The 17646-nt window shown below is 70.3% G+C and carries 14 protein-coding genes, 1 tRNA gene and 1 pseudogene; 6 read left to right on the top strand and 10 right to left on the bottom strand.

Features of this window, described 5'->3' with window-relative positions; genetic code table 11:
* Positions 1-281: 281 nt before the first annotated feature.
* From ACIOC0_RS36840 to ACIOC0_RS36830, 3 genes are read right to left on the bottom strand one after another with little or no spacing between them, the layout of a single operon-like run.
* A complete protein-coding gene (locus ACIOC0_RS36840) occupies positions 282-623 on the bottom strand; it encodes a hypothetical protein (protein ID WP_402160770.1) in 342 nt (113 codons plus the stop codon).
* Positions 623-937, bottom strand: a complete 315-nt coding sequence (locus ACIOC0_RS36835) for a WXG100 family type VII secretion target (RefSeq protein WP_221759102.1) — start codon at positions 935-937, stop codon at positions 623-625. Before ACIOC0_RS36835 ends, ACIOC0_RS36840 begins: the two co-directional genes overlap by 1 nt.
* 59 nt (positions 938-996) lie before the next feature.
* On the bottom strand, positions 997-1323 hold the full coding sequence (locus ACIOC0_RS36830; RefSeq protein WP_402161142.1) for a WXG100 family type VII secretion target: 327 nt from the start codon (positions 1321-1323) through the stop codon (positions 997-999).
* 403 nt (positions 1324-1726) lie between these two features.
* On the opposite strand from ACIOC0_RS36830, the pseudogene ACIOC0_RS36825 reads away from it, so the two are divergent.
* Positions 1727-2306, top strand: a pseudogene (locus tag ACIOC0_RS36825) (DEAD/DEAH box helicase); the annotation flags it as partial.
* Positions 2307-2548: 242 nt separating this feature from the next.
* Here the strand turns inward: ACIOC0_RS36825 and ACIOC0_RS36820 are convergent.
* Both ACIOC0_RS36820 and ACIOC0_RS36815 read right to left on the bottom strand, forming a co-directional pair.
* Positions 2549-2633 (bottom strand) — tRNA-Leu (locus ACIOC0_RS36820).
* Positions 2634-2753: 120 nt separating this feature from the next.
* Positions 2754-3692 carry a beta-ketoacyl-ACP synthase III gene (locus tag ACIOC0_RS36815; RefSeq protein WP_402160768.1) on the bottom strand — a complete coding sequence of 313 codons (939 nt, stop codon included), beginning with the start codon at positions 3690-3692 and terminating at the stop codon, positions 2754-2756.
* A 199-nt stretch (positions 3693-3891) separates the two neighbouring features.
* On the opposite strand from ACIOC0_RS36815, the gene fdhD reads away from it, so the two are divergent.
* Positions 3892-4740, top strand: coding sequence for a formate dehydrogenase accessory sulfurtransferase FdhD (fdhD, locus tag ACIOC0_RS36810; RefSeq protein WP_402160762.1), 849 nt, complete (start codon positions 3892-3894; stop codon positions 4738-4740).
* Positions 4741-4768: 28 nt separating this feature from the next.
* Here fdhD and ACIOC0_RS36805 read toward each other — a convergent pair whose 3' ends face one another.
* Both ACIOC0_RS36805 and ACIOC0_RS36800 read right to left on the bottom strand, forming a co-directional pair.
* Positions 4769-5296: an isochorismatase family protein gene (locus ACIOC0_RS36805; protein WP_402160760.1), complete on the bottom strand. Its 528-nt coding sequence runs from the start codon at positions 5294-5296 to the stop codon at positions 4769-4771.
* Positions 5297-5315: 19 nt separating this feature from the next.
* Positions 5316-6320: a bile acid:sodium symporter family protein gene (locus ACIOC0_RS36800; protein WP_402161140.1), complete on the bottom strand. Its 1005-nt coding sequence runs from the start codon at positions 6318-6320 to the stop codon at positions 5316-5318.
* Between the two features lie 207 nt (positions 6321-6527).
* Here ACIOC0_RS36800 and ACIOC0_RS36795 point away from each other — a divergent pair, with 207 nt between their 5' ends.
* The 3 genes from ACIOC0_RS36795 (at position 6528) to ACIOC0_RS36785 (ending at position 10449) form a co-directional block, all read left to right on the top strand.
* Entirely contained in the window at positions 6528-7394 is an 867-nt protein-coding gene (locus ACIOC0_RS36795) for a LysR substrate-binding domain-containing protein (RefSeq protein ID WP_402160757.1), read from the top strand.
* Between the two features lie 281 nt (positions 7395-7675).
* Entirely contained in the window at positions 7676-9502 is a 1827-nt protein-coding gene (locus ACIOC0_RS36790; RefSeq protein WP_402160755.1) for an AMP-dependent synthetase/ligase, read from the top strand.
* A gap of 110 nt (positions 9503-9612) precedes the next feature.
* Positions 9613-10449 carry an aldo/keto reductase gene (locus ACIOC0_RS36785; RefSeq protein ID WP_352250168.1) on the top strand — a complete coding sequence of 279 codons (837 nt, stop codon included), beginning with the start codon at positions 9613-9615 and terminating at the stop codon, positions 10447-10449.
* 112 nt (positions 10450-10561) lie between these two features.
* Here ACIOC0_RS36785 and ACIOC0_RS36780 read toward each other — a convergent pair whose 3' ends face one another.
* From ACIOC0_RS36780 to ACIOC0_RS36770, 3 genes are all read right to left on the bottom strand, one after another.
* Positions 10562-11512: a class I SAM-dependent methyltransferase gene (locus tag ACIOC0_RS36780; protein ID WP_402160752.1), complete on the bottom strand. Its 951-nt coding sequence runs from the start codon at positions 11510-11512 to the stop codon at positions 10562-10564.
* A gap of 155 nt (positions 11513-11667) precedes the next feature.
* Entirely contained in the window at positions 11668-13401 is a 1734-nt protein-coding gene (locus tag ACIOC0_RS36775) for a glycoside hydrolase family 6 protein (protein ID WP_402160749.1), read from the bottom strand.
* 47 nt (positions 13402-13448) lie between these two features.
* Positions 13449-14327 carry a cellulose binding domain-containing protein gene (locus tag ACIOC0_RS36770; RefSeq protein ID WP_402160746.1) on the bottom strand — a complete coding sequence of 293 codons (879 nt, stop codon included), beginning with the start codon at positions 14325-14327 and terminating at the stop codon, positions 13449-13451.
* A 267-nt stretch (positions 14328-14594) separates the two neighbouring features.
* On the opposite strand from ACIOC0_RS36770, the gene ACIOC0_RS36765 reads away from it, so the two are divergent.
* Positions 14595-17510: a glycoside hydrolase family 48 protein gene (locus ACIOC0_RS36765; protein ID WP_402160743.1), complete on the top strand. Its 2916-nt coding sequence runs from the start codon at positions 14595-14597 to the stop codon at positions 17508-17510.
* The last annotated feature ends 136 nt before the right edge of the window (positions 17511-17646 follow it).

Below are 17646 nucleotides of genomic sequence, written 5' to 3'. Positions count from 1 at the left end.
TCCCGGTCAGCCCGCTCTCCGCCCGTGGAGAGCGAGGCGGTCGTCGCCATCCACGCCTTGGACAGCGAGTTCAGGTAGTGCTGCTGTGGAAACGGATAGACCTCGGCGACCTTGCCCATCCGGAAGGCGTGCTTCACCACCGGTCTCAGCACGTCCCGGACCGGCTCGGGCACCCACTCGAGGATCCCGCGGATGAAGTCGTCGCCGCCGTCGTCGTCGCCCCACTTCAGATTCGGCACGGAGCCGTAGGCGGGCGGCTTCTCGATGACCTTCGGCAACGGCTAGACGACCGGCTTCGCCTTCCCCGTGGGATCGTTGGCCGCCTCCGCCTTCGCATAGATGTTGGCCGTCGAGGTGAAGCCGACTGCCGCTCCCCCGATGCTGACGACGCTCTTGGCCCACACCTCGAGGAAGCGGTTGCCGACCTTGACGTACGACGTCGCGAACGCCTGGGGCGAGGTGCCGTAGCCGCCGGCGTCCGGGTACTTGTGCAGGTCGTCGAGCAGGCTCTTGGCACCTTTGTCCATCACCGTCTGCTGGCTCGCCACACCGCCGGAGACGCGGTGGAGGTCGGCCGGCTTGACGTCTATGGTGCCGTTCTGGCCCGGCGGTGGCGTCCCCATCAGCCGGCCCCCCAGCCGCGCAGCACGGCCTGGTGTGCTGCCGCATAGTTGATGTGGCTCGTGGTCGCACACTCGTGCAGCCACTTCTGGGCCGCCTGGAGGTCCTCGGCCGAACGGTCCCACTCGTCGAGCTTTTCGACGAAGACCTCGCGGGCCTCCCCCTCCCACGACAGCACGACCGGCACGACCCGGTCGTGGAGGTCGTCCAGACTGTCGTTGAGCTTTTTGAGGATGTCCTCCAGTTCGGCTGCGAGTTCGCGGAGGGTGGCGAAGGAGACGGTGATGTGCCCGTCGTCCGCGCTCCCGGTCGGCATGGTTCCCCGTTTCGTAGGTGTCGTCGTCGCGGTTGCGGCAGAGGTTCTCGGAGAGGCCGTCAGAAGGAGTCGAGACTGCTGCGCGGAGGGATGGGCCCGGTCGTCTCCGGATTCGGTGTCGACAGTTTGTCGACCTCGCTGTCGATGTCCACCGGAATGCTCCCCAGTCGGGCCATCACGTCCAGCTCCTGTTCCGTGAAACCGTCCCGACTCAGACGCACGGCCTGCTCGAGGTGCCGGATCACTTCGCGGATGCGCACGGCGTCCTCGGCCGCTGCCCGGTGGAACCCGCGGTACGCCGTCGCCGCCGGTCCTCGCCAACCCGCCTCGATGCGGTCGACGATCGCGTCCATGCGCCTGACCTGCTTGTCCAGGTGATCCTGCATGTCGTCGAGGTCATCGGCCAGTTTGGTGAGGTCCTGGCTCGACGCCGCCCTCTTGGCCCGCGCCCGCACCACGTACGCCCATGCTCCGTACCTCCGCCCCCGTGTACCTCGGCATGACAAAATCGCGTATTCGCAGTGATCCTAACCTCGCGCTCTCCGGAGGCCGGCCCCCAGCGGCGGCCCAGGGGAGGGCAGTCGGCGGGAAGGCGCCGTCCGGTCATGGGCATCACCGGGCACCCGCGGCCCGTCCTTGCCGCGCGGCCGGGGTCCGGGATTCGACCAGGTAGGTACCGATGCCCGAGGTGGGCGTTATTTGTGACGCCGGTCGTCACGCTGCCTTGCGTCGGTGTCATAGCTCCGCGTACCCGGCGGTCCCGGTAACCGTCCTGTCCGAAAGGTCCTCGTGAAGACCACCCTGGCCGCCGCGCAGCTCCGCGGCAGTCTGACGCAGTACCTCACGACGACTTACGCGCTGGCCGAGGAGGACACGCGGCTCGCGCTGGAGCGGCTCCTCGGGATCCGGAGACGGGCATCTTCCGGGGGTCGTACCTGCGGATCAGGACGCCGTTCCACCCGCCGGCGACGGGTGGCAGTCGGCGCTGGAGTGGCAGCCGTCGTTCACGCCGTGGCGGCACCAGGCGACGGCGTGGGAGCGGCTGAGCACGTACAAAGGCGCCGCCGAGCCGACACTCGTGACGACCGGCACGCGGATCCGGCAAGACCGAGTCGTTCCTGATTCCCGTGCTCGACCACTGTCGGCAGCAGAAGGCACTGAGGCGGCGCGGGGTGAAGGCCGTGCTGCTGTACCCGATGAACGCGCTCGCCACCGACCAGGCGGGCCGTATCGGCGACTACCTGGCACAGCCCGAACTGGCGCAGGTGGCGGCCGGTCTCTACATCGGCGACAAGCCGGACACGGACTTCCGGCGGGTCATGACCCGGCGCGAGGAGATGAGTCGCCGCCGGACGTGCTGATCACCAACAGAGCGCCACACCCCAACCCCGGTGAGCCCTCCGACCCGCCCCAGGCGCGACCGCTTCCGACCGAGCAGGTCGAGCCTCCGCCACGCGAGTGCCGCAGTACCTGGACCGCCACCGCCTCACCCCCTCATCGAGCCGATCACGAGGCCCGAGGCCCCAGAAACGACGAAATACCGGTGAGTCACATGACTCGACCGGTAATTCGTGAACGCTTCGGGACGATCTCGTGAACGTCCCAGTTGAGTGTCCGAGGGGGGACTTGAACCCCCACGCCCGATAAAGGGCACTAGCACCTCAAGCTAGCGCGTCTGCCATTCCGCCACCCGGACAAGGTGTCTGCCGCCCGTGCGGGGTGGTCCCCGCGGCGACGAGGACAACCATACCAAGCTTTGGGAGTGCCTTTCACCTGCGTATTCACCGGCCCGGGGCCCCGCCCCGCCGGGGCCCGATCACGGGCAGCGGACGACCTGTCCCGCGTACGACAGGTTCCCGCCGAAGCCGAACAGCAGGACCGGGTCGCCGGTGGAGAGCACGCCCTGCTCGACCAGCTTGGAGAAGGCGAGCGGGATGCTCGCGGCGGAGGTGTTCCCGGAATCGGTCACATCGCGCGCGACCACCGCGTTGACGGCGCCGATCTTCTGCGCGAGGGGTTCGATGATCCGCAGGTTCGCCTGGTGCAGGATGACGGCGGCGAGGTCCTCGGGGGTGAGGCCCGCACGCTCGCACGCCTGCCGGGCGAGCGGCGGCAGCCGGGTCGTCGCCCAGCGGTAGACGCTCTGTCCCTCCTGCGCGAACCGGGCGGGCTGCCCCTCGATGCGCACCGCGTTCCCCATCTCGGGCACCGAGCCCCACAGCACCGGCGCGATGCCCGGCTCGTCGGACGCCTCGACGACGGCGGCCCCCGCGCCGTCACCGACGAGTACGCAGGTGGTGCGGTCGTTCCAGTCGGTCACCTCGGACATCTTGTCGGCCCCGATCACCAGGGCGCGGCGCGCGGCCCCGGCCCGGACGGTGTGGTCTGCGGTGGCCAGCGCGTGGGTGAAGCCGGCGCACACCACGTTGACGTCGATCACCGCCGGGCCCGGGATGCCGAGGCGGGCGGCGACCCGGGCGGCCATGTTGGGCGAGCGGTCGACGGCCGTGGAGGTGGCGACCAGCACGAGGTCGATGTCGGCGGGGGTGAGGCCGGCCGTCGCGAGGGCCTTGGCGGCGGCGTGCGCGGCCAGTTCGTCCACGGGCTCGTCGGGGCCCGCGATGTGGCGCGTGCGGATGCCCACCCGGCTCGTGATCCACTCGTCACTGGTGTCGACCATGCCCGCCAGTTCCTCGTTGGTGAGCACCTTGGCGGGCTGGTAGTGGCCGATGGCGGTGATGCGCGAGCCGTTCATGAGCGGGTCCCCCTCGTTGCCTTGGGTAGCGGGATCCACCAGTCTGGTGAGTGACTCGCGGGTACGAGGACGCGACAAGCGACAGGAAACACGAGCCGGGCTTGTCGGCTTCCCGCTAACCTCCGGGCCGCGACCCGCGCTCCGCGTGCAGGACAATGAGATCGTCAGGGTCACGTACAGAACCGGGGCTGATCACGCCATGGGACGAGTCACCGAACGACGCAAGGTGCTCCGCATACGGGACGGAGCGCTCTCCACCCGGCCGGACACGCTCGTCGCGGAGGAGCCGCTGGAGATCCGGCTCGACGGCCGGCCGCTCGCCATCACCATGCGCACGCCCGGCGACGACTTCGCGCTGGCCGCCGGCTTCCTGGTCAGCGAGGGGGTCCTGGGCGAGGCGTCCGATCTGCTGAACATCGTGTACTGCGCCGGGGCGACGGCGGACGGCACGAACACGTACAACGTGGTGGACGTGAGGACGGCGCCGCACGTGGTCGTCCCCGACATCACCCTGGAGCGCAACGTCTACACCACCTCCTCCTGCGGCCTGTGCGGCAAGGCGAGCCTGGACGCGGTCCGCACGACGGCGCGCTGGCCCATCGCCGACACGCCGCCGCTGCGGGTGGAGCCGGAGCTGCTGTCGGCCCTGCCGGACCGGCTGCGCGCGGCCCAGCGGGTCTTCGACCGGACCGGGGGGCTGCACGCGGCGGCGCTGTTCTCGGAGGGCGGGGAGCTGCTGGACGTGCGGGAGGACGTCGGGCGGCACAACGCGGTCGACAAGCTGGTGGGCCGGGCCCTGCGGGACGGCGCGCTGCCGCTGTCCCGCACCGTCCTGCTCGTGTCGGGCCGGGCGTCGTTCGAGCTGGCCCAGAAGGCCGTGATGGCGGGCATCCCGGTGCTCGCGGCGGTCTCGGCGCCGTCCTCGCTGGCGGTGGACCTCGCGACGGAGACCGGGCTGACGCTGGTGGGCTTCCTGCGGGGCTCCTCCATGAACGTGTACGCGGGTGAGGACCGTATCGCCCTGCGGAGCACGGCCGCCCTGGACTGACCGGCCCCGAAGGGTCCTCGCGCCGTCGTCATCCCGTCCCGAACGTCACCTGCCCCGCCGAGGTCACCGTGCCCAGACGGGGGAAGTCGAGCCGTACCGACGCCTCGTGCTCCGGTTCGGTGAGGGCGGACAGAGCGTCCTCGACGAAGACGAGGTCGTAGCCGAGGTCGCTCGCGGCGCGGGCCGTGGACTCCACGCCGAGGTTGGTGGCGATGCCGCCGAACACCAGCGTGGCGACACCGCGCCGGCGCAGCCGGTCGTCCAGGCCCGTGGCGTGGAAGCCGCCCAGGGTTTGCTTGACGACCTCGATGTCGCCGTCGCGGGGCAGCCCTTGGGCCAGCGAACTGCCGGGCGGCTGCTCGGCGGCGCCGGGCCGTTCGACGCGGACGAGGACGACGGGAGCCCCGGCCGCACGGAACCTGCCTGCCAACTCCTCGGCGGTGGCGAGCACTTCGGCTCCCTTGCGGGGCGCCAGGGGCAGCGCGAGGATCCGGTCCATCAGGTCGACGAGGACGAGGGCGGTGCGCGCGGGGTCGAGCACGAGGGGTGCGGTCATGACGGAACGTTATCCGTCGTCAGCCGTCCGTACCGGAAATCCCGGTCAACGGCTGCGTGAACTGGTCGCGTTCGGGTTCCGGCCGCGGGTCGCGGGCCCGGCGCTTGGCGATCACCGCGCAGACCATGAGCTGCATCTGGTGGAAGAGCATCAGCGGCAGCACCGCCAGCGAGGCGTGCGCCCCGAACAGCACGCTCGCCATGGGCAGCCCCGAGGCGAGGGACTTCTTGGAGCCGGCGAACTGGATCGCGATCCGGTCCGCGCGGCCGAACCGCAGTGCCTTCGCGCCGTACCAGGTCAGCGTGAGCATCACGGCGAGGAGCACGGCCTCGACGACCATCAGAGCGCCCAGCCGCCCCACGCCGACCTGGGTCCAGATGCCCTGGACCATGCCCTCGCTGAACGCGGTGTAGACGACGAGCAGGATGGAGCCCCGGTCGACGTACCCGAGGACCTTCTTGTGCCGGGTGACGAAACCGCCGATCCAGCGCCGCAGCACCTGCCCCGCGGCGAACGGCACGAGCAGTTTCAGCACGATCTGGACGAGCGAGTCCGCCGAGAAGCCGCCGCCGGTGCCGCCGAGCAGCGCGGCGGCCAGCAGGGGGGTGACGACGATCCCGGCGAGCGAGGAGAAGGACCCGGCGCAGATCGCCGCGGGGACGTTGCCACGGGCGATGGAGGTGAAGGCGATCGACGACTGGACGGTCGACGGGACGAGGGTGAGGAAGAGCAGGCCCTGGTAGAGCGGGTCGGTCAGGACCTCCGGGACCAGTCCGCGGGCGGCCAGGCCGAGCACCGGGAACACGACGAACGTGCAGGCCAGGACGGTGATGTGCAGTCGCCAGTGCTTCAGGCCGTCCAGCGCCTCACGGGTGGACAGCCGGGCGCCGTACAGGAAGAAGAGGAAGGCGATCGCGGCCGTGGAGGCGCCGGAGGCCACGTCGGCGGCCGTCCCGCGCGCCGGGAGGAGCGCGGCGAGGCCCACGGTCCCCAGCAGCAGGAGGATGTACGGATCGATCGGCAGACGGCTCGGCAGTCGGCTCGGCCGGCGCAGGCGTTTCACGGTGCTCCACATGCTCTTCGTGCTCATGCTCTTCGTGCTCATGCTCTTCGTGCTCTTCTTGCCCTCACCATCGTGCCCGCCGCCGTCGTGATCGGGAATCCGGCATACCCCTCTGACTGTCATCGCGATTTGTGATGACCACTGCCTTCCGGGGGTACCGTGACCGGTATGTACGACCCGTCCCAGCTGCGCACCTTCCTCGCGGTGGCCCAGACGCTGAGCTTCACGCAGGCCGCTCGTCGGCTGGGGCTGCGCCAGTCCACGGTGAGCCAGCACGTGCGCCGGCTGGAGGAAGCGGCCGGGCGGACGCTGTTCTCCCGGGACACGCACTCCGTGGAGCTGACCGAGGACGGTGAGGCGATGCTCGGCTTCGCCCGCCGGATTTTGGAGGTGCACGAGCAGGCGACGGCGTTCTTCACCGGCACCCGGCTGCGCGGCCGGCTCCGCTTCGGCGCCTCCGAGGACTTCGTGCTGACGCGGCTGCCGGAGATCCTCGAGGGCTTCCGCCACGACCACCCGGAGGTGGACCTGGAGCTCACCGTGGAGCTGTCCGGCACCCTCCACGAGCAGCTGGCCGCCGGGGAACTGGACCTGGTGCTGGCCAAGCGGCGTCCCGAGGACGGCCGGGGCGAGCTGGTCCACCACGACGAGCTGGTGTGGATCGGCGCGGAGCGGCTGCGCCTGGACCCCGACCGCCCGGTCCCGCTCATCGTCTTCCCGCCGCCCGGCATCACCCGGGCGCTCGCCCTGGAGGCGCTGGAGCGGCAGGGCCGGGCGTGGCGGATCGCGTGCACGAGCGGCAGCCTCAACGGGCTGATCGCGGCGGCCCTGGCCGGGCTGGGCGTGATGGCGCACTCACGGGGCCTGGTCCCGCCCGGGCTGGTCCGTGTCCCCGAGCGGTCGGGGCTGCCGGAGCTTGGCCGGGTGGACTTCGTCCTGGTGCACGGCCGCCGCCACCCGTCGGCGCAGGGCGCGGCGGACGCCCTGGCGACGGCGATCCTCGCGGCCGGCGACCGGCTGCGCCGCCGCACCTGAGACGGGGAGCCGCAGGGGCCGCACGGGAGCCGTGCAGGGCCGCACGAGAGCCGCTCGGGGAGTCGGACGGCGTGACCGGAACGGGAAGATTCGGTGGAGGTTACGGCACCGAAACTTACTCGGACGTCAGCTTCCTGTCCGACCCTTCCCCATGTGGGCCCTTTTTCCGGCACTGACCGGCGCAGACGAGAGCATCGCTCGCTTTTCCACCCCCTCCCGCACCCGTCGGGGGTGGGGTAGCTTTCACGCGCTGTGAGGCATTGAGAAGCGGGGTGCGGGATTTGCGCGAGTTTTCCAACCCTCCCTTGGCGCTGGCGCCGCCGGTGGGCGGACTGGCCGACGTCGTCTTCCAGCACGCCCAGGAGGATCCGCAGCACATCGCGCTCGGCCGCAAGGTCGAACGGGGCGAGTGGCGGGACGTCACCTCCGCCGAGTTCCGCGACGAGGTCCTGGCGCTCGCCAAGGGCCTGCTCTCGCAGGGCGTCCGCTTCGGCGACCGCGTCGCGATCATGTCGCGCACCCGGTACGAGTGGACCCTCTTCGACTTCGCCCTGTGGACCATCGGCGCCCAGGTGGTGCCGGTCTATCCGACGTCCTCCGCCGAGCAGTGCTTCTGGATGCTGTACGACGCGGAGGTCACGGCCGCCGTCGTGGAGCACGAGGACCACGCGATGACGATCGCCACCGTCATCGACCGCCTACCCGCGCTGCGCAGACTCTGGCAGCTCGACTCCGGCTGTGTGCAGGAGCTCTACGAGGCCGGCGCCGGGCTGGACGACGACGTGGTGCACCGGCACCGGGAGGCGGTCACGCCCGACTCGGTCGCCACGATCATCTACACCTCCGGCACCACCGGCCGCCCCAAGGGCTGCGTCATCTCGCACGGCAACTTCATGTTCGAGGCGGACACGGTCATCGAGCGCTGGGAGCCGGTGTTCCACTCCCGTCGGGGCGACGAGGCGGCCACCCTGCTGTTCCTGCCGCTCGCGCACGTCTTCGGGCGGATGGTGGAGGTCGCCGCGATCCGCGGCCGGGTCCGCCTCGGCCACCAGCCGCAACTGCACGCCGCCGCCCTGCTGCCCGACCTCGCCGCCTTCAAGCCGACCTTCTTCCTGGCCGTGCCGTACATCTTCGAGAAGGTCTTCAACGCGGCCCGCCGCAAGGCGGAGCGGGAGGGGAAGGCCGGGCCGTTCGAGAAGGCGGTCGGGGTGGCCGTGCAGTACGCGGAGGCCGTGGAGGCGAAGGCCTGGGGCACCGGACCGGGACCGTCGGCGGGTCTGCGCGTGCAGCACCAGCTGTTCGACAAGCTCGTCTACTCCAAGGTGCGCGCCGCGATGGGCGGCCGGGTCCGGCACGCCATGTCCGGCGGCTCGGCGATGGACCGCAGGCTGGGGCTGTTCTTCGCCGGCGCGGGCGTGCAGATCTACGAGGGCTACGGCCTGACCGAGTCGACGGCGGCCGCGACCGCCAACCCGCCCGGGCGCACCCGGTACGGCACCGTCGGCCAGGCCATCCCCGGCATGACCGTGCATCTCGCGGACGACGGGGAGATCTGGCTGCGCGGGGGGAACGTCTTCCAGGGATACCTGAACAATCCCAAGGCCACCGACGAGACGCTGCACGACGGCTGGCTGGCCACCGGCGACCTGGGCTCCCTCGACGAGGACGGCTACCTCACCATCACCGGCCGCAAGAAGGAGATCCTCGTCACTTCCGGCGGCAAAAGCGTTTCCCCCGGGCTGCTGGAGGAACGTGTTCGGGACCATCCGCTGGTGAACCAGTGCATCGTCGTCGGCAACGACCGGCCGTTCGTCGCCGCTCTGGTCACCCTCGACCAGGAGGCCGTCGAACACTGGCTGCAGATGCGGGCCAAGCCGCAGCTGGCTCCGGCCGAGCTGGTGCGCGACGCGGACCTGGAGGCGGAGGTGCGCCGGGCCGTCGTCGCCGCCAACACGCTGGTGTCGCAGGCGGAGTCCATCCGCACCTTCCGCATCCTCGCCCAGCCGTTCACCGAGGAACACGGCCTGCTGACGCCGTCGCTGAAACTGAAGCGCAAAGCCATCGAAAACACGTACGCCGACGAGGTCGACGCGCTGTACCGCACCTGAGGCTCCCCGGAGACCCGCCGAAGCGGATTCCGGAGTCAGGAATGCATCACGCCTCGTGATCGTTGACGATGGGAGACACATTTGACGGACAACCGAAGGATCAAGGGCTCGTGAGCAGCAAGGTATCCCCGATCACCCTGAACAACGGCGTCGAGATGCCCCAGCTGGGCTTCGGCGTCTGGCAGGTGCCGGACGACGAGGCCGCCCAGGCGGTCAGCACCGCGCTGGAGGCCGGGTACCGCAGCATCGACACAGCGGCGATCTACGGCAACGAAGAGGGCACCGGCAAGGCGATCGCCGATTCCGGCCTGCCCCGCGAGGACATCTTCGTCACCACCAAGCTCTGGAACAGCGACCAGGGGTACGACGCGACGCTCCGCGCGTTCGACGCCTCCCTCGACAAGCTGGGTCTGGACTACGTCGACCTGTACCTGATCCACTGGCCGCTGCCGGCCAAGGACACCTACGTCGACACGTACAAGGCGTTCGAGAAGCTGCTCGCGGACGGCCGCGCGCGGGCGATCGGCGTCTCCAACTTCCTGCCGGAGCACCTGGAGCGGCTGATCGAGCAGACGTCGGTCGTCCCGGCGGTCAACCAGATCGAGCTGCACCCGCACCTGCAGCAGCAGGCCTCGCGCGACTTCCACGCGAAGCGGGGCATCGCCACCGAGGCCTGGTCGCCGCTCGGCCAGGGCAAGGGCCTGCTGGAGGTCCCGGCGATCGTCGCCATCGCGCGGAAGCACGAGCGCACCCCGGCCCAGGTCGTGCTGCGCTGGCACCTCCAGCTCGGCAACGTCGTGATCCCGAAGTCCGTGACGCCGTCGCGGATCAAGGAGAACATCGAGGTCTTCGACTTCAGCCTGGACGACGAGGACCTGGCCGCGATCAGCGCCCTCAACGAGGACCGGCGCATCGGCCCGGACCCGGCCACGTTCGACGTGGTCTGAGACCGGCCGCCGGCACCAGGCCGCCGGCGCGGGAAGCACCACCGGTGGCCGGCCCGGAAGCATCCGGGCCGGCCACCGGTGCGTCCGGGCGACGCTGTTTTCGAAACCCGCCCTACCCAGGCTTGACCGCCGTGTGGACGGTGTGGGCCGCCAGGAGGAACACGTCCGGCCGCTGGTGCAGGCCGGCCGGGTCGCGCGGGTCGAGGAGCCGGTTCAGCGCGGCCCGGTCCTCGGGGGCGAGAGCCTCCTCGGAGGCGTCGCGCCAGCGCTCGAACTGCGCGACGGCGTAGGCGCGGACCGGTTCGGAGGCGGGGGCGGGCAGGTCGAGAAGGAAGCTGCGGCTGCGGACGTGCTTCAGGCCCGCCCCGCCGAGCAGCGCCGGCCAGTCCTCCACCTCGCCGACGGCGCCGGACAGGTCGGCCCGCATCCGGGCGAACCATTCCTCCCGCACGGCGTCGAGCCGCGCCTCCAGACCGGGGCGGCCGAAGCCGAGGTCGCGGGGCAGGAACCGGGACGGCAGCCCGCCCTCCATGATCGCCAGCATGCCGCCGGGCGCCAGCCGCTCAGCGAACGCGGTGAGGGCGGCCCGCTGGTCCCCGAGGTGGTGCAGACTGCGGCCGACCCAGATCAGATCGGCCCGGTAGTCCAACTCGTCGAGCACTCCGGGGAGTTCACCGGCCACGGTGTCGAACCGGTCGCCGTGTCCGAAGCGTTCGGCGCGTGCCCTGGCCCGCTGGAGGAGCGGCTCGGAACCGTCGACGGCCAGGACGCGCGCGCCGGGGAAGGTCTCGGCGAACAGGCAGGAGACCACCCCGGGACCGCTGCCCACGTCGACGATCAGCCCCGGCTCGGTCACCTCCGTGCCCAGCCAGGACAGCGCCCGCTCGTACAGGGGCGTGAACAGCTCGGCCTGGGCCTCCAGATGGGGGGCCATCTCCGCCCAGTCGATCTCGGTGCCGCTCCCCGGCCCGGCGGGCCCGTGCCGGTGTCCTTGAAGGCCGTGGTGGTCGTGCTGTTGGTGCTGCTGGTGCTGCTGGTGCTGCTGGTGCTGCTGGTGCGCCATGGTGGTCAGCCTCTCGTCCGCTGGGCCGACAGCGTGCGCCGACGCACCGGGGGAAGGCCATCTGTGTTGCCGCTACGGCAAAAACGGGGGTCCGGACCGGCACGCCCGGCCGTTCCCGGAGAGGGGAACGGCCGGGCGCGACTGCGCTCAGGCGGCTACGGCAGCGGCGGGTACGCGTTCTGCATCAGCTGCTGGAACTGCGCCGAGAACCATTTCCCGGACAGCGGGGCGTTGGGCAGGGCGCCCGACATGTTGTTGTTGTTGCGCGGGTTGCCCGTGTACGTCGGGTCGCACATGCGGTCGAAGCCCTTGCCCTCGTCGTTCGGGATGAGCGAGCTCGCCCCGTCGGACTCACCCGGCGGCTTCATCCACACGTAGGCGTCGATCCCGGCGGCCGGGGCCGCCTTCGGGCGCTCGCCGAGGCCGGCGCCGGCCTGGTTGCACCAGTTGCCGGTGTTGAGACGGCGGTCGTAGCGGCCGCCGTCGACGTAGGCGTCGACGTCGGTCGTCGGCCCCGGTCCGGCGGGCCGGGCGGAGCCGCCCCAGCCGTTGCGGGAGGTGTCGATCAGCATGCCGATGCCGGAGTTGAAGCCCGCCGTCACCAGCTGGTTGCGGAACGCCTGGGCGTAGGACAGCTCGTCGACGTAGCGGTTCCAGTCGACCCACTTGGACTCGCGGACCGACTTGCCGCCCGCGTTGTCGTTGACGGTGAAGTTGTTCTCCTTCAGGGCGCTGTAGTTGGCCGTGTTGGTGATGAAGCCGTGGACGTCGCCCACCGTGGCGCCCTCGGTGGTCGCGGCCTCCTTCATCAGGGCCGCGGTGGGGGCGAAGTTGTCGTCCCAGCCGAGCCAGCCGTGGTGGCCGGCGTCGATGTAGTTGTAGACGTTGGGCACGTCGCCGAGCTTGTTCAGGGCGTAGCCGACGCCCTTCTGGTAGTTGCCGTTGGCCTTCATCACGTCGCACTGCGGGGTGGCCGTGGCCCGGCTCCCGGTGTTGGTGACGAGGTTGGGCAGCGAGTCGATCTCGATGGTGGTGACGATCCGCAGCGAGGCGTACTTGGAGTCCGCGAGGATCGTCTTGATCGGGTCGATGTACTGCGTCTTGTACTTGTCGATCTCCGTCGGGCCGAGCTCGCCGTTGGAGGCGAGGGCGGAGCAGTCGCGTCCGGGCAGGTTGTAGATGACGAGCTGGACGACCATCTCGCCCGAGCCCTTCTGCCGCAGGGCCTCGTCGAGATGGGCGCGCAGACCCATCTTGCCGCCTGCGCCGTTGATCGCGGCGATGCGGTCGAGCCAGATGCCGGTGGGCTGGTTGGAGATGCGGCTGCCGCCCGGTTCGGCGGCGGCGTTGGCGGCCCACTCGGGGTTCACGTACACCTTGGCGCCGACGTAGGGGTTGTCGACCTTGGTGCCGGGGGTGCCGGGGCCGGTCGGGCCCGGGTCGGTCGGGCCCGGGTCGGTGGGGCCGCCGCCGTCGACGTTGCAGGTGACGCCGTCCAGGGTGAACGTGGCGGGGACGGCGTTGCCGCCGCTGTACGTGCCCTGGAAACCGAAGCTGACCGAAGCGCCGGTCCCCAGCGAGCCGTTGTAGGTCTCGTTGGCCGCGGTGACCGCCGCGCCGGACTGGGTGACCTTCGCGTTCCAGGCGTTGGTGACCCTCTGGTTCCCGGCGTACGACCACTTCACCGCCCAACTCGACTTTGCGGCTGAGTTGTTGGTGACGGTGACGTTGGTGGTGAAGCCGCTTCCCCAGTCGTTCTGCACCTTGTAGTCGACGGTGCAGGGCGCGGCGGCGAGGCCCGAGGCGCCGGGGACGACCGCGAGCGCCGTCCCGGAGGCTCCGGCGACCAGTGTCAGCGCGGCGAGTATCGCTGTTCTGCTACGGCTCATGAGTGCGGGTTTCCTTCTCTCGTTCCGGGGGTGTGGGGTGGTGCGGGTCATCCGTTCAGGGCGCGCGGGTGATCGCGCAGCCCGGTGCCGAAGGCGGTGGGCGTCCCGTTGCAGTCGCTGATCAGAGCGGGTCCCGTGGAGCAGTTCCAGGTGTTCCAGGTCCGGCCGAGGCAGGACAGCCGGTGTTCGTCGAACCACCGCATGACCTGGTCGACGAACCTGTGCGAGCAGGTGTTCTCGCCGATCTCACCGGCGACGAACGGCACCGGGTCGGCGACGGGGGCCTGCGTGGACGCCTTGATCGCGGCGTCGTCGACGGGGCCGTCGATGATGCCGCGGCCCTGGACGCACATGAACTCGCCGCCGCTGCGGTTGACGCCGAGCAGCCGGCGGGTGGCTCCGCTCGCGTCCACGAACCGGTTGCCGAGGACGCGCAGTGCGGGCGGCCGCCCGCCGTCACCCGGTGGGGTGGTCGGGGACGATGTCGGGGTGAGGGTGGGCGTCGGCTGGGTGTCGACGTTGCAGGTCGCGCCGTTCAGCCGGAAGGTCACGGGTAGGGCGTCGGCTCCCGTCCGGGAGGCGACGAACCCGGCGGTGACGCTCGCGCCCGTGCCGAGCGCGCCGTTGCAGCTCTCGTTCGCCGCCGTGACGGTGACGCCGGACCGGGACCACTTGGCGTTCCAGCCCCGGGTGACCTTCCGTCCGTTCGTGAAGTCGAAGCTCAGGCTCCAACCGTTCACCGCCGCCGCGTTGTCGGTGACTCTCACGGACGCCTGGAAGCCGGCGTCCCACTGCCCGGTGACCGAGTACTCCACCGTGCGGACGGGCGCGGCTCCCTGCGCCGCCACGACCGGCAGCAGGGCGCCCGCGACGAGGGCGGCCGTGCCGGCGACGGCTAAAAGTACTGAACGCGGGGGGTGTCGCATGAGCGACTCCTCACAGTTCGGGCGCGTCGTGACGGACGCGTCGACTGATGGAATCGCTCCCACTGGTGTCACCGAAGCTAGCGCCAAGCGTCGGCAAAGAACAGGGCAGTCGCTGATTTCCCTCAACTTCGGGAGTCGAATCTTTTCGACTCTTCAAGCACCTTGACCGCACTCCAGGGTCTCCGCACTATGGGAGCGCTCCCACTGGTTCAAGGCTTGTTGCTCCTCCCCCCACCCTCTCCCGAGCCGCAAGGAGGAACCAGCACCATGGATCCCGCACGCGGACGCCGTGGGACGCGGCGCCTGTGGACCGCCCTGGCGGCGGCTTTCGCACTCCCCCTGGCCATGCTGAGCACCGGTACGACGCCCGCCCGGGCGGCGGCTCTCCAGTGCAGCGTGGACTACAAGGCCAACGACTGGGGCTCCGGTTTCACCGCGGAGCTCACCCTCACCAACCGGGGCACGGACCCCATCAACGGCTGGTCCCTGGCGTACTCCTACACGGGCAACCAGAAGCTGACGAACGGCTGGAACGGCACCTGGTCGCAGTCGGGCCAGACGGTCACCGTGGTCAACGCCCCCTACAACGCGACGGTCGCGGCCGGAGCGGCCGTCAGCGCCGGCGCGCAGTTCACCTACAGCGGCGCCAACGCCGCCCCCACCTCGTTCTCGGTCAACGGCACGCCGTGCACCGGCGCCCACCAACCCCCCGTCACCGTGCTGACCAGTCCGGCGCCGGGCGCGGTCTACACGCAGGGGGCCGCGGTGCCGCTCGCGGCGACCGCCGCGGCCGCCGACAACGCGACGATCACCAAGGTGGAGTTCTACGACGACACCACCCTGCTCGGCACCGACACCAGCGCCCCGTACACGCTGTCGGCCTCCGGGCTGACCGTGGGCAGTCACTCCCTGGTGGCGAAGGCCTACGACAGCCTGGGCGCGTCCGGGACGTCCACCCCGGTGGGCGTCACGGTCGCCTCGGGACCGGCCGTGGTGGCCTCCGCCGGCCAGCTGGCCGTGCAGCAGAGCGGGACGGGGTCGTACGACCTCAAGCTGTCGACGCAGCCCTCGGCCAACGTGACCGTCACGACCGCCCGGACGAGCGGGAACACCGGTCTCACCGTCACGGGCGGCGCGAGCCTCACCTTCACCCCGTCGAACTGGAACACCGCGCAGCGGGTGACCATCGCCGGCAACGCCACCGGCACCGGTTCGGCGACCTTCGAGTCGACGGCGACCGGACACGCCAAGGCGTCCGTCACGGTCACCCAGATCGCCGGCTCCAAGGTGTACGACGCCCGCTTCCTGGAGCTCTACGGCAAGATCACCAACCCGGCGAACGGCTACTTCTCCCCCGAGGGCATCCCCTACCACTCGGTGGAGACGCTGATCGTAGAGGCGCCCGACCACGGTCACGAGACCACGTCGGAGGCCTACAGCTACCTGCTGTGGCTGCAGGCGATGTACGGCAAGGTGACGGGCGACTGGTCCAAGTTCAACAGCGCCTGGGACATCATGGAGAAGTACATGATCCCCACCAACGCCGACCAGCCGACCAACTCCTTCTACAACGCCTCCAAGCCGGCGACCTACGCGCCCGAGCTGGACACCCCGAACGAGTACCCGGCGAAGCTGGACTCGGGCGTCTCCGTGGGCTCGGACCCGATCGCCGGTGAGCTGAAGAGCGCCTACGGCACGGACGACGTCTACGGCATGCACTGGCTCCAGGACGTCGACAACGTCTACGGCTACGGCAACTCGCCCGGCAAGTGCGAGGCGGGTCCGTCGGACACCGGCCCTTCGTACATCAACACCTTCCAGCGGGGTGCCGAGGAATCCGTGTGGGAGACGATCCCGCAGCCGACCTGTGACGCCTTCAAGTACGGCGGCAGGAACGGCTACCTGGACCTGTTCACCGGTGACTCCTCCTACGCCAAGCAGTGGAAGTTCACCAACGCCCCGGACGCCGACGCGCGTGCCGTGCAGGCCGCGTACTGGGCGGACGTCTGGGCCAAGGAGCAGGGCAAGGGATCGAGCGTCTCCGCGACCGTGGGCAAGGCCGCGAAGATGGGCGACTACCTGCGCTACGCCATGTACGACAAGTACTTCAAGAAGGTCGGCAACTGCGTCGGCCCGGCCGCCTGCCCGGCCGGCACCGGCAAGGACGCCTCGTTCTACCTGCTGTCCTGGTACTACGCCTGGGGCGGTGCCACCGACACCAACGCCGGCTGGGCCTGGCGCATCGGCTCCAGTCACGCCCACGGCGGCTACCAGAACCCCCTGGCGGCCTACGCGCTGAGCAGCTACGCCCCGCTGAAGCCCAAGTCGGCGACCGGACAGGCGGACTGGACCAAGTCCCTCCAGCGGCAACTGGAGTTCTACCGCTGGCTGCAGTCCGACGAGGGCGCGATCGCGGGCGGCGCGACCAACAGCTGGGCGGGCCGGTACGCGACCCCTCCGGCCGGCAAGTCGACCTTCTACGGCATGTACTACGACCAGCAGCCCGTCTACCACGACCCGCCGTCCAACCAGTGGTTCGGCTTCCAGGCGTGGTCGATGGAGCGGGTCGCCGAGTACTACCAGCAGACGGGGAACGCGGCCGCCAAGGCGGTCCTCGACAAGTGGGTCGACTGGGCGCTGTCCAAGACCACGATCAACCCGGACGGCACCTACCGGATCCCCTCGACGCTCCAGTGGTCGGGCCAGCCCGACACCTGGAACGCCTCGAGTCCCGGCGCCAACAGCGGACTCCACGTCACCGTCGCCGACTACACCGACGACGTCGGGGTGGCCGCCTCGTACGCCAAGACCCTGACGTACTACGCCGACCGCTCCGGTGACACGGAGGCGAAGACGACGGCGAAGGCGCTGCTTGACGGCATGTGGACCAAGCACCAGGACGCGCTCGGGATCGCCGTCCCGGAGACCCGCACCGACTACAACCGCTTCGACGACGGCGTGTACGTCCCGAGCGGCTTCAACGGCAAGATGCCGAACGGCGACACGATCAACTCCTCGTCCACCTTCGCCTCACTGAGGTCCTTCTACAAGAACGACCCCAACTGGTCGAAGATCGAGGCCTATCTGGCGGGCGGGGCGGCGCCCTCGTTCACGTACCACCGGTTCTGGGCCCAGGCCGACATCGCACTGGCCATGGGCTCGTACGCGGAGCTCCTCGAATAGTCCCCGCCGAGCGCTCCGCGGGTGGAGCGGTGGTTCAGACTGCCGGCCCGCTGTGGCTGGTCGCGCAGTTCCCCGCGCCCCTTTCCGGGCGCGGGGTCCGCACCGCCCTTCCACGGAACCGCTTGAGAGCTGCGCG

The sequence above is a fragment of the Streptomyces sp. NPDC088254 genome (assembly GCF_044740925.1).
Classification (GTDB): domain Bacteria; phylum Actinomycetota; class Actinomycetes; order Streptomycetales; family Streptomycetaceae; genus Streptomyces.
This window is presented reverse-complemented; position numbering and strand designations above follow the sequence as displayed.

Coding starts and splice junctions, on each gene's coding strand:
- ACIOC0_RS36835 (WP_221759102.1), bottom strand. CDS start 937: ATGCCGACCGGGAGCGCGGACGACGGGCACATCACCGTCTCCTTCGCC.
- ACIOC0_RS36795 (WP_402160757.1), top strand. CDS start 6,528: ATGTACGACCCGTCCCAGCTGCGCACCTTCCTCGCGGTGGCCCAGACG.
- ACIOC0_RS36765 (WP_402160743.1), top strand. CDS start 14,595: ATGGATCCCGCACGCGGACGCCGTGGGACGCGGCGCCTGTGGACCGCC.
- ACIOC0_RS36830 (WP_402161142.1), bottom strand. CDS start 1,323: ATGCAGGATCACCTGGACAAGCAGGTCAGGCGCATGGACGCGATCGTC.
- ACIOC0_RS36770 (WP_402160746.1), bottom strand. CDS start 14,327: ATGCGACACCCCCCGCGTTCAGTACTTTTAGCCGTCGCCGGCACGGCC.
- ACIOC0_RS36780 (WP_402160752.1), bottom strand. CDS start 11,512: ATGGCGCACCAGCAGCACCAGCAGCACCAGCAGCACCAGCAGCACCAA.
- ACIOC0_RS36840 (WP_402160770.1), bottom strand. CDS start 623: ATGGGGACGCCACCGCCGGGCCAGAACGGCACCATAGACGTCAAGCCG.
- ACIOC0_RS36775 (WP_402160749.1), bottom strand. CDS start 13,401: ATGAGCCGTAGCAGAACAGCGATACTCGCCGCGCTGACACTGGTCGCC.
- ACIOC0_RS36815 (WP_402160768.1), bottom strand. CDS start 3,692: ATGAACGGCTCGCGCATCACCGCCATCGGCCACTACCAGCCCGCCAAG.
- fdhD (WP_402160762.1), top strand. CDS start 3,892: ATGGGACGAGTCACCGAACGACGCAAGGTGCTCCGCATACGGGACGGA.
- ACIOC0_RS36805 (WP_402160760.1), bottom strand. CDS start 5,296: ATGACCGCACCCCTCGTGCTCGACCCCGCGCGCACCGCCCTCGTCCTC.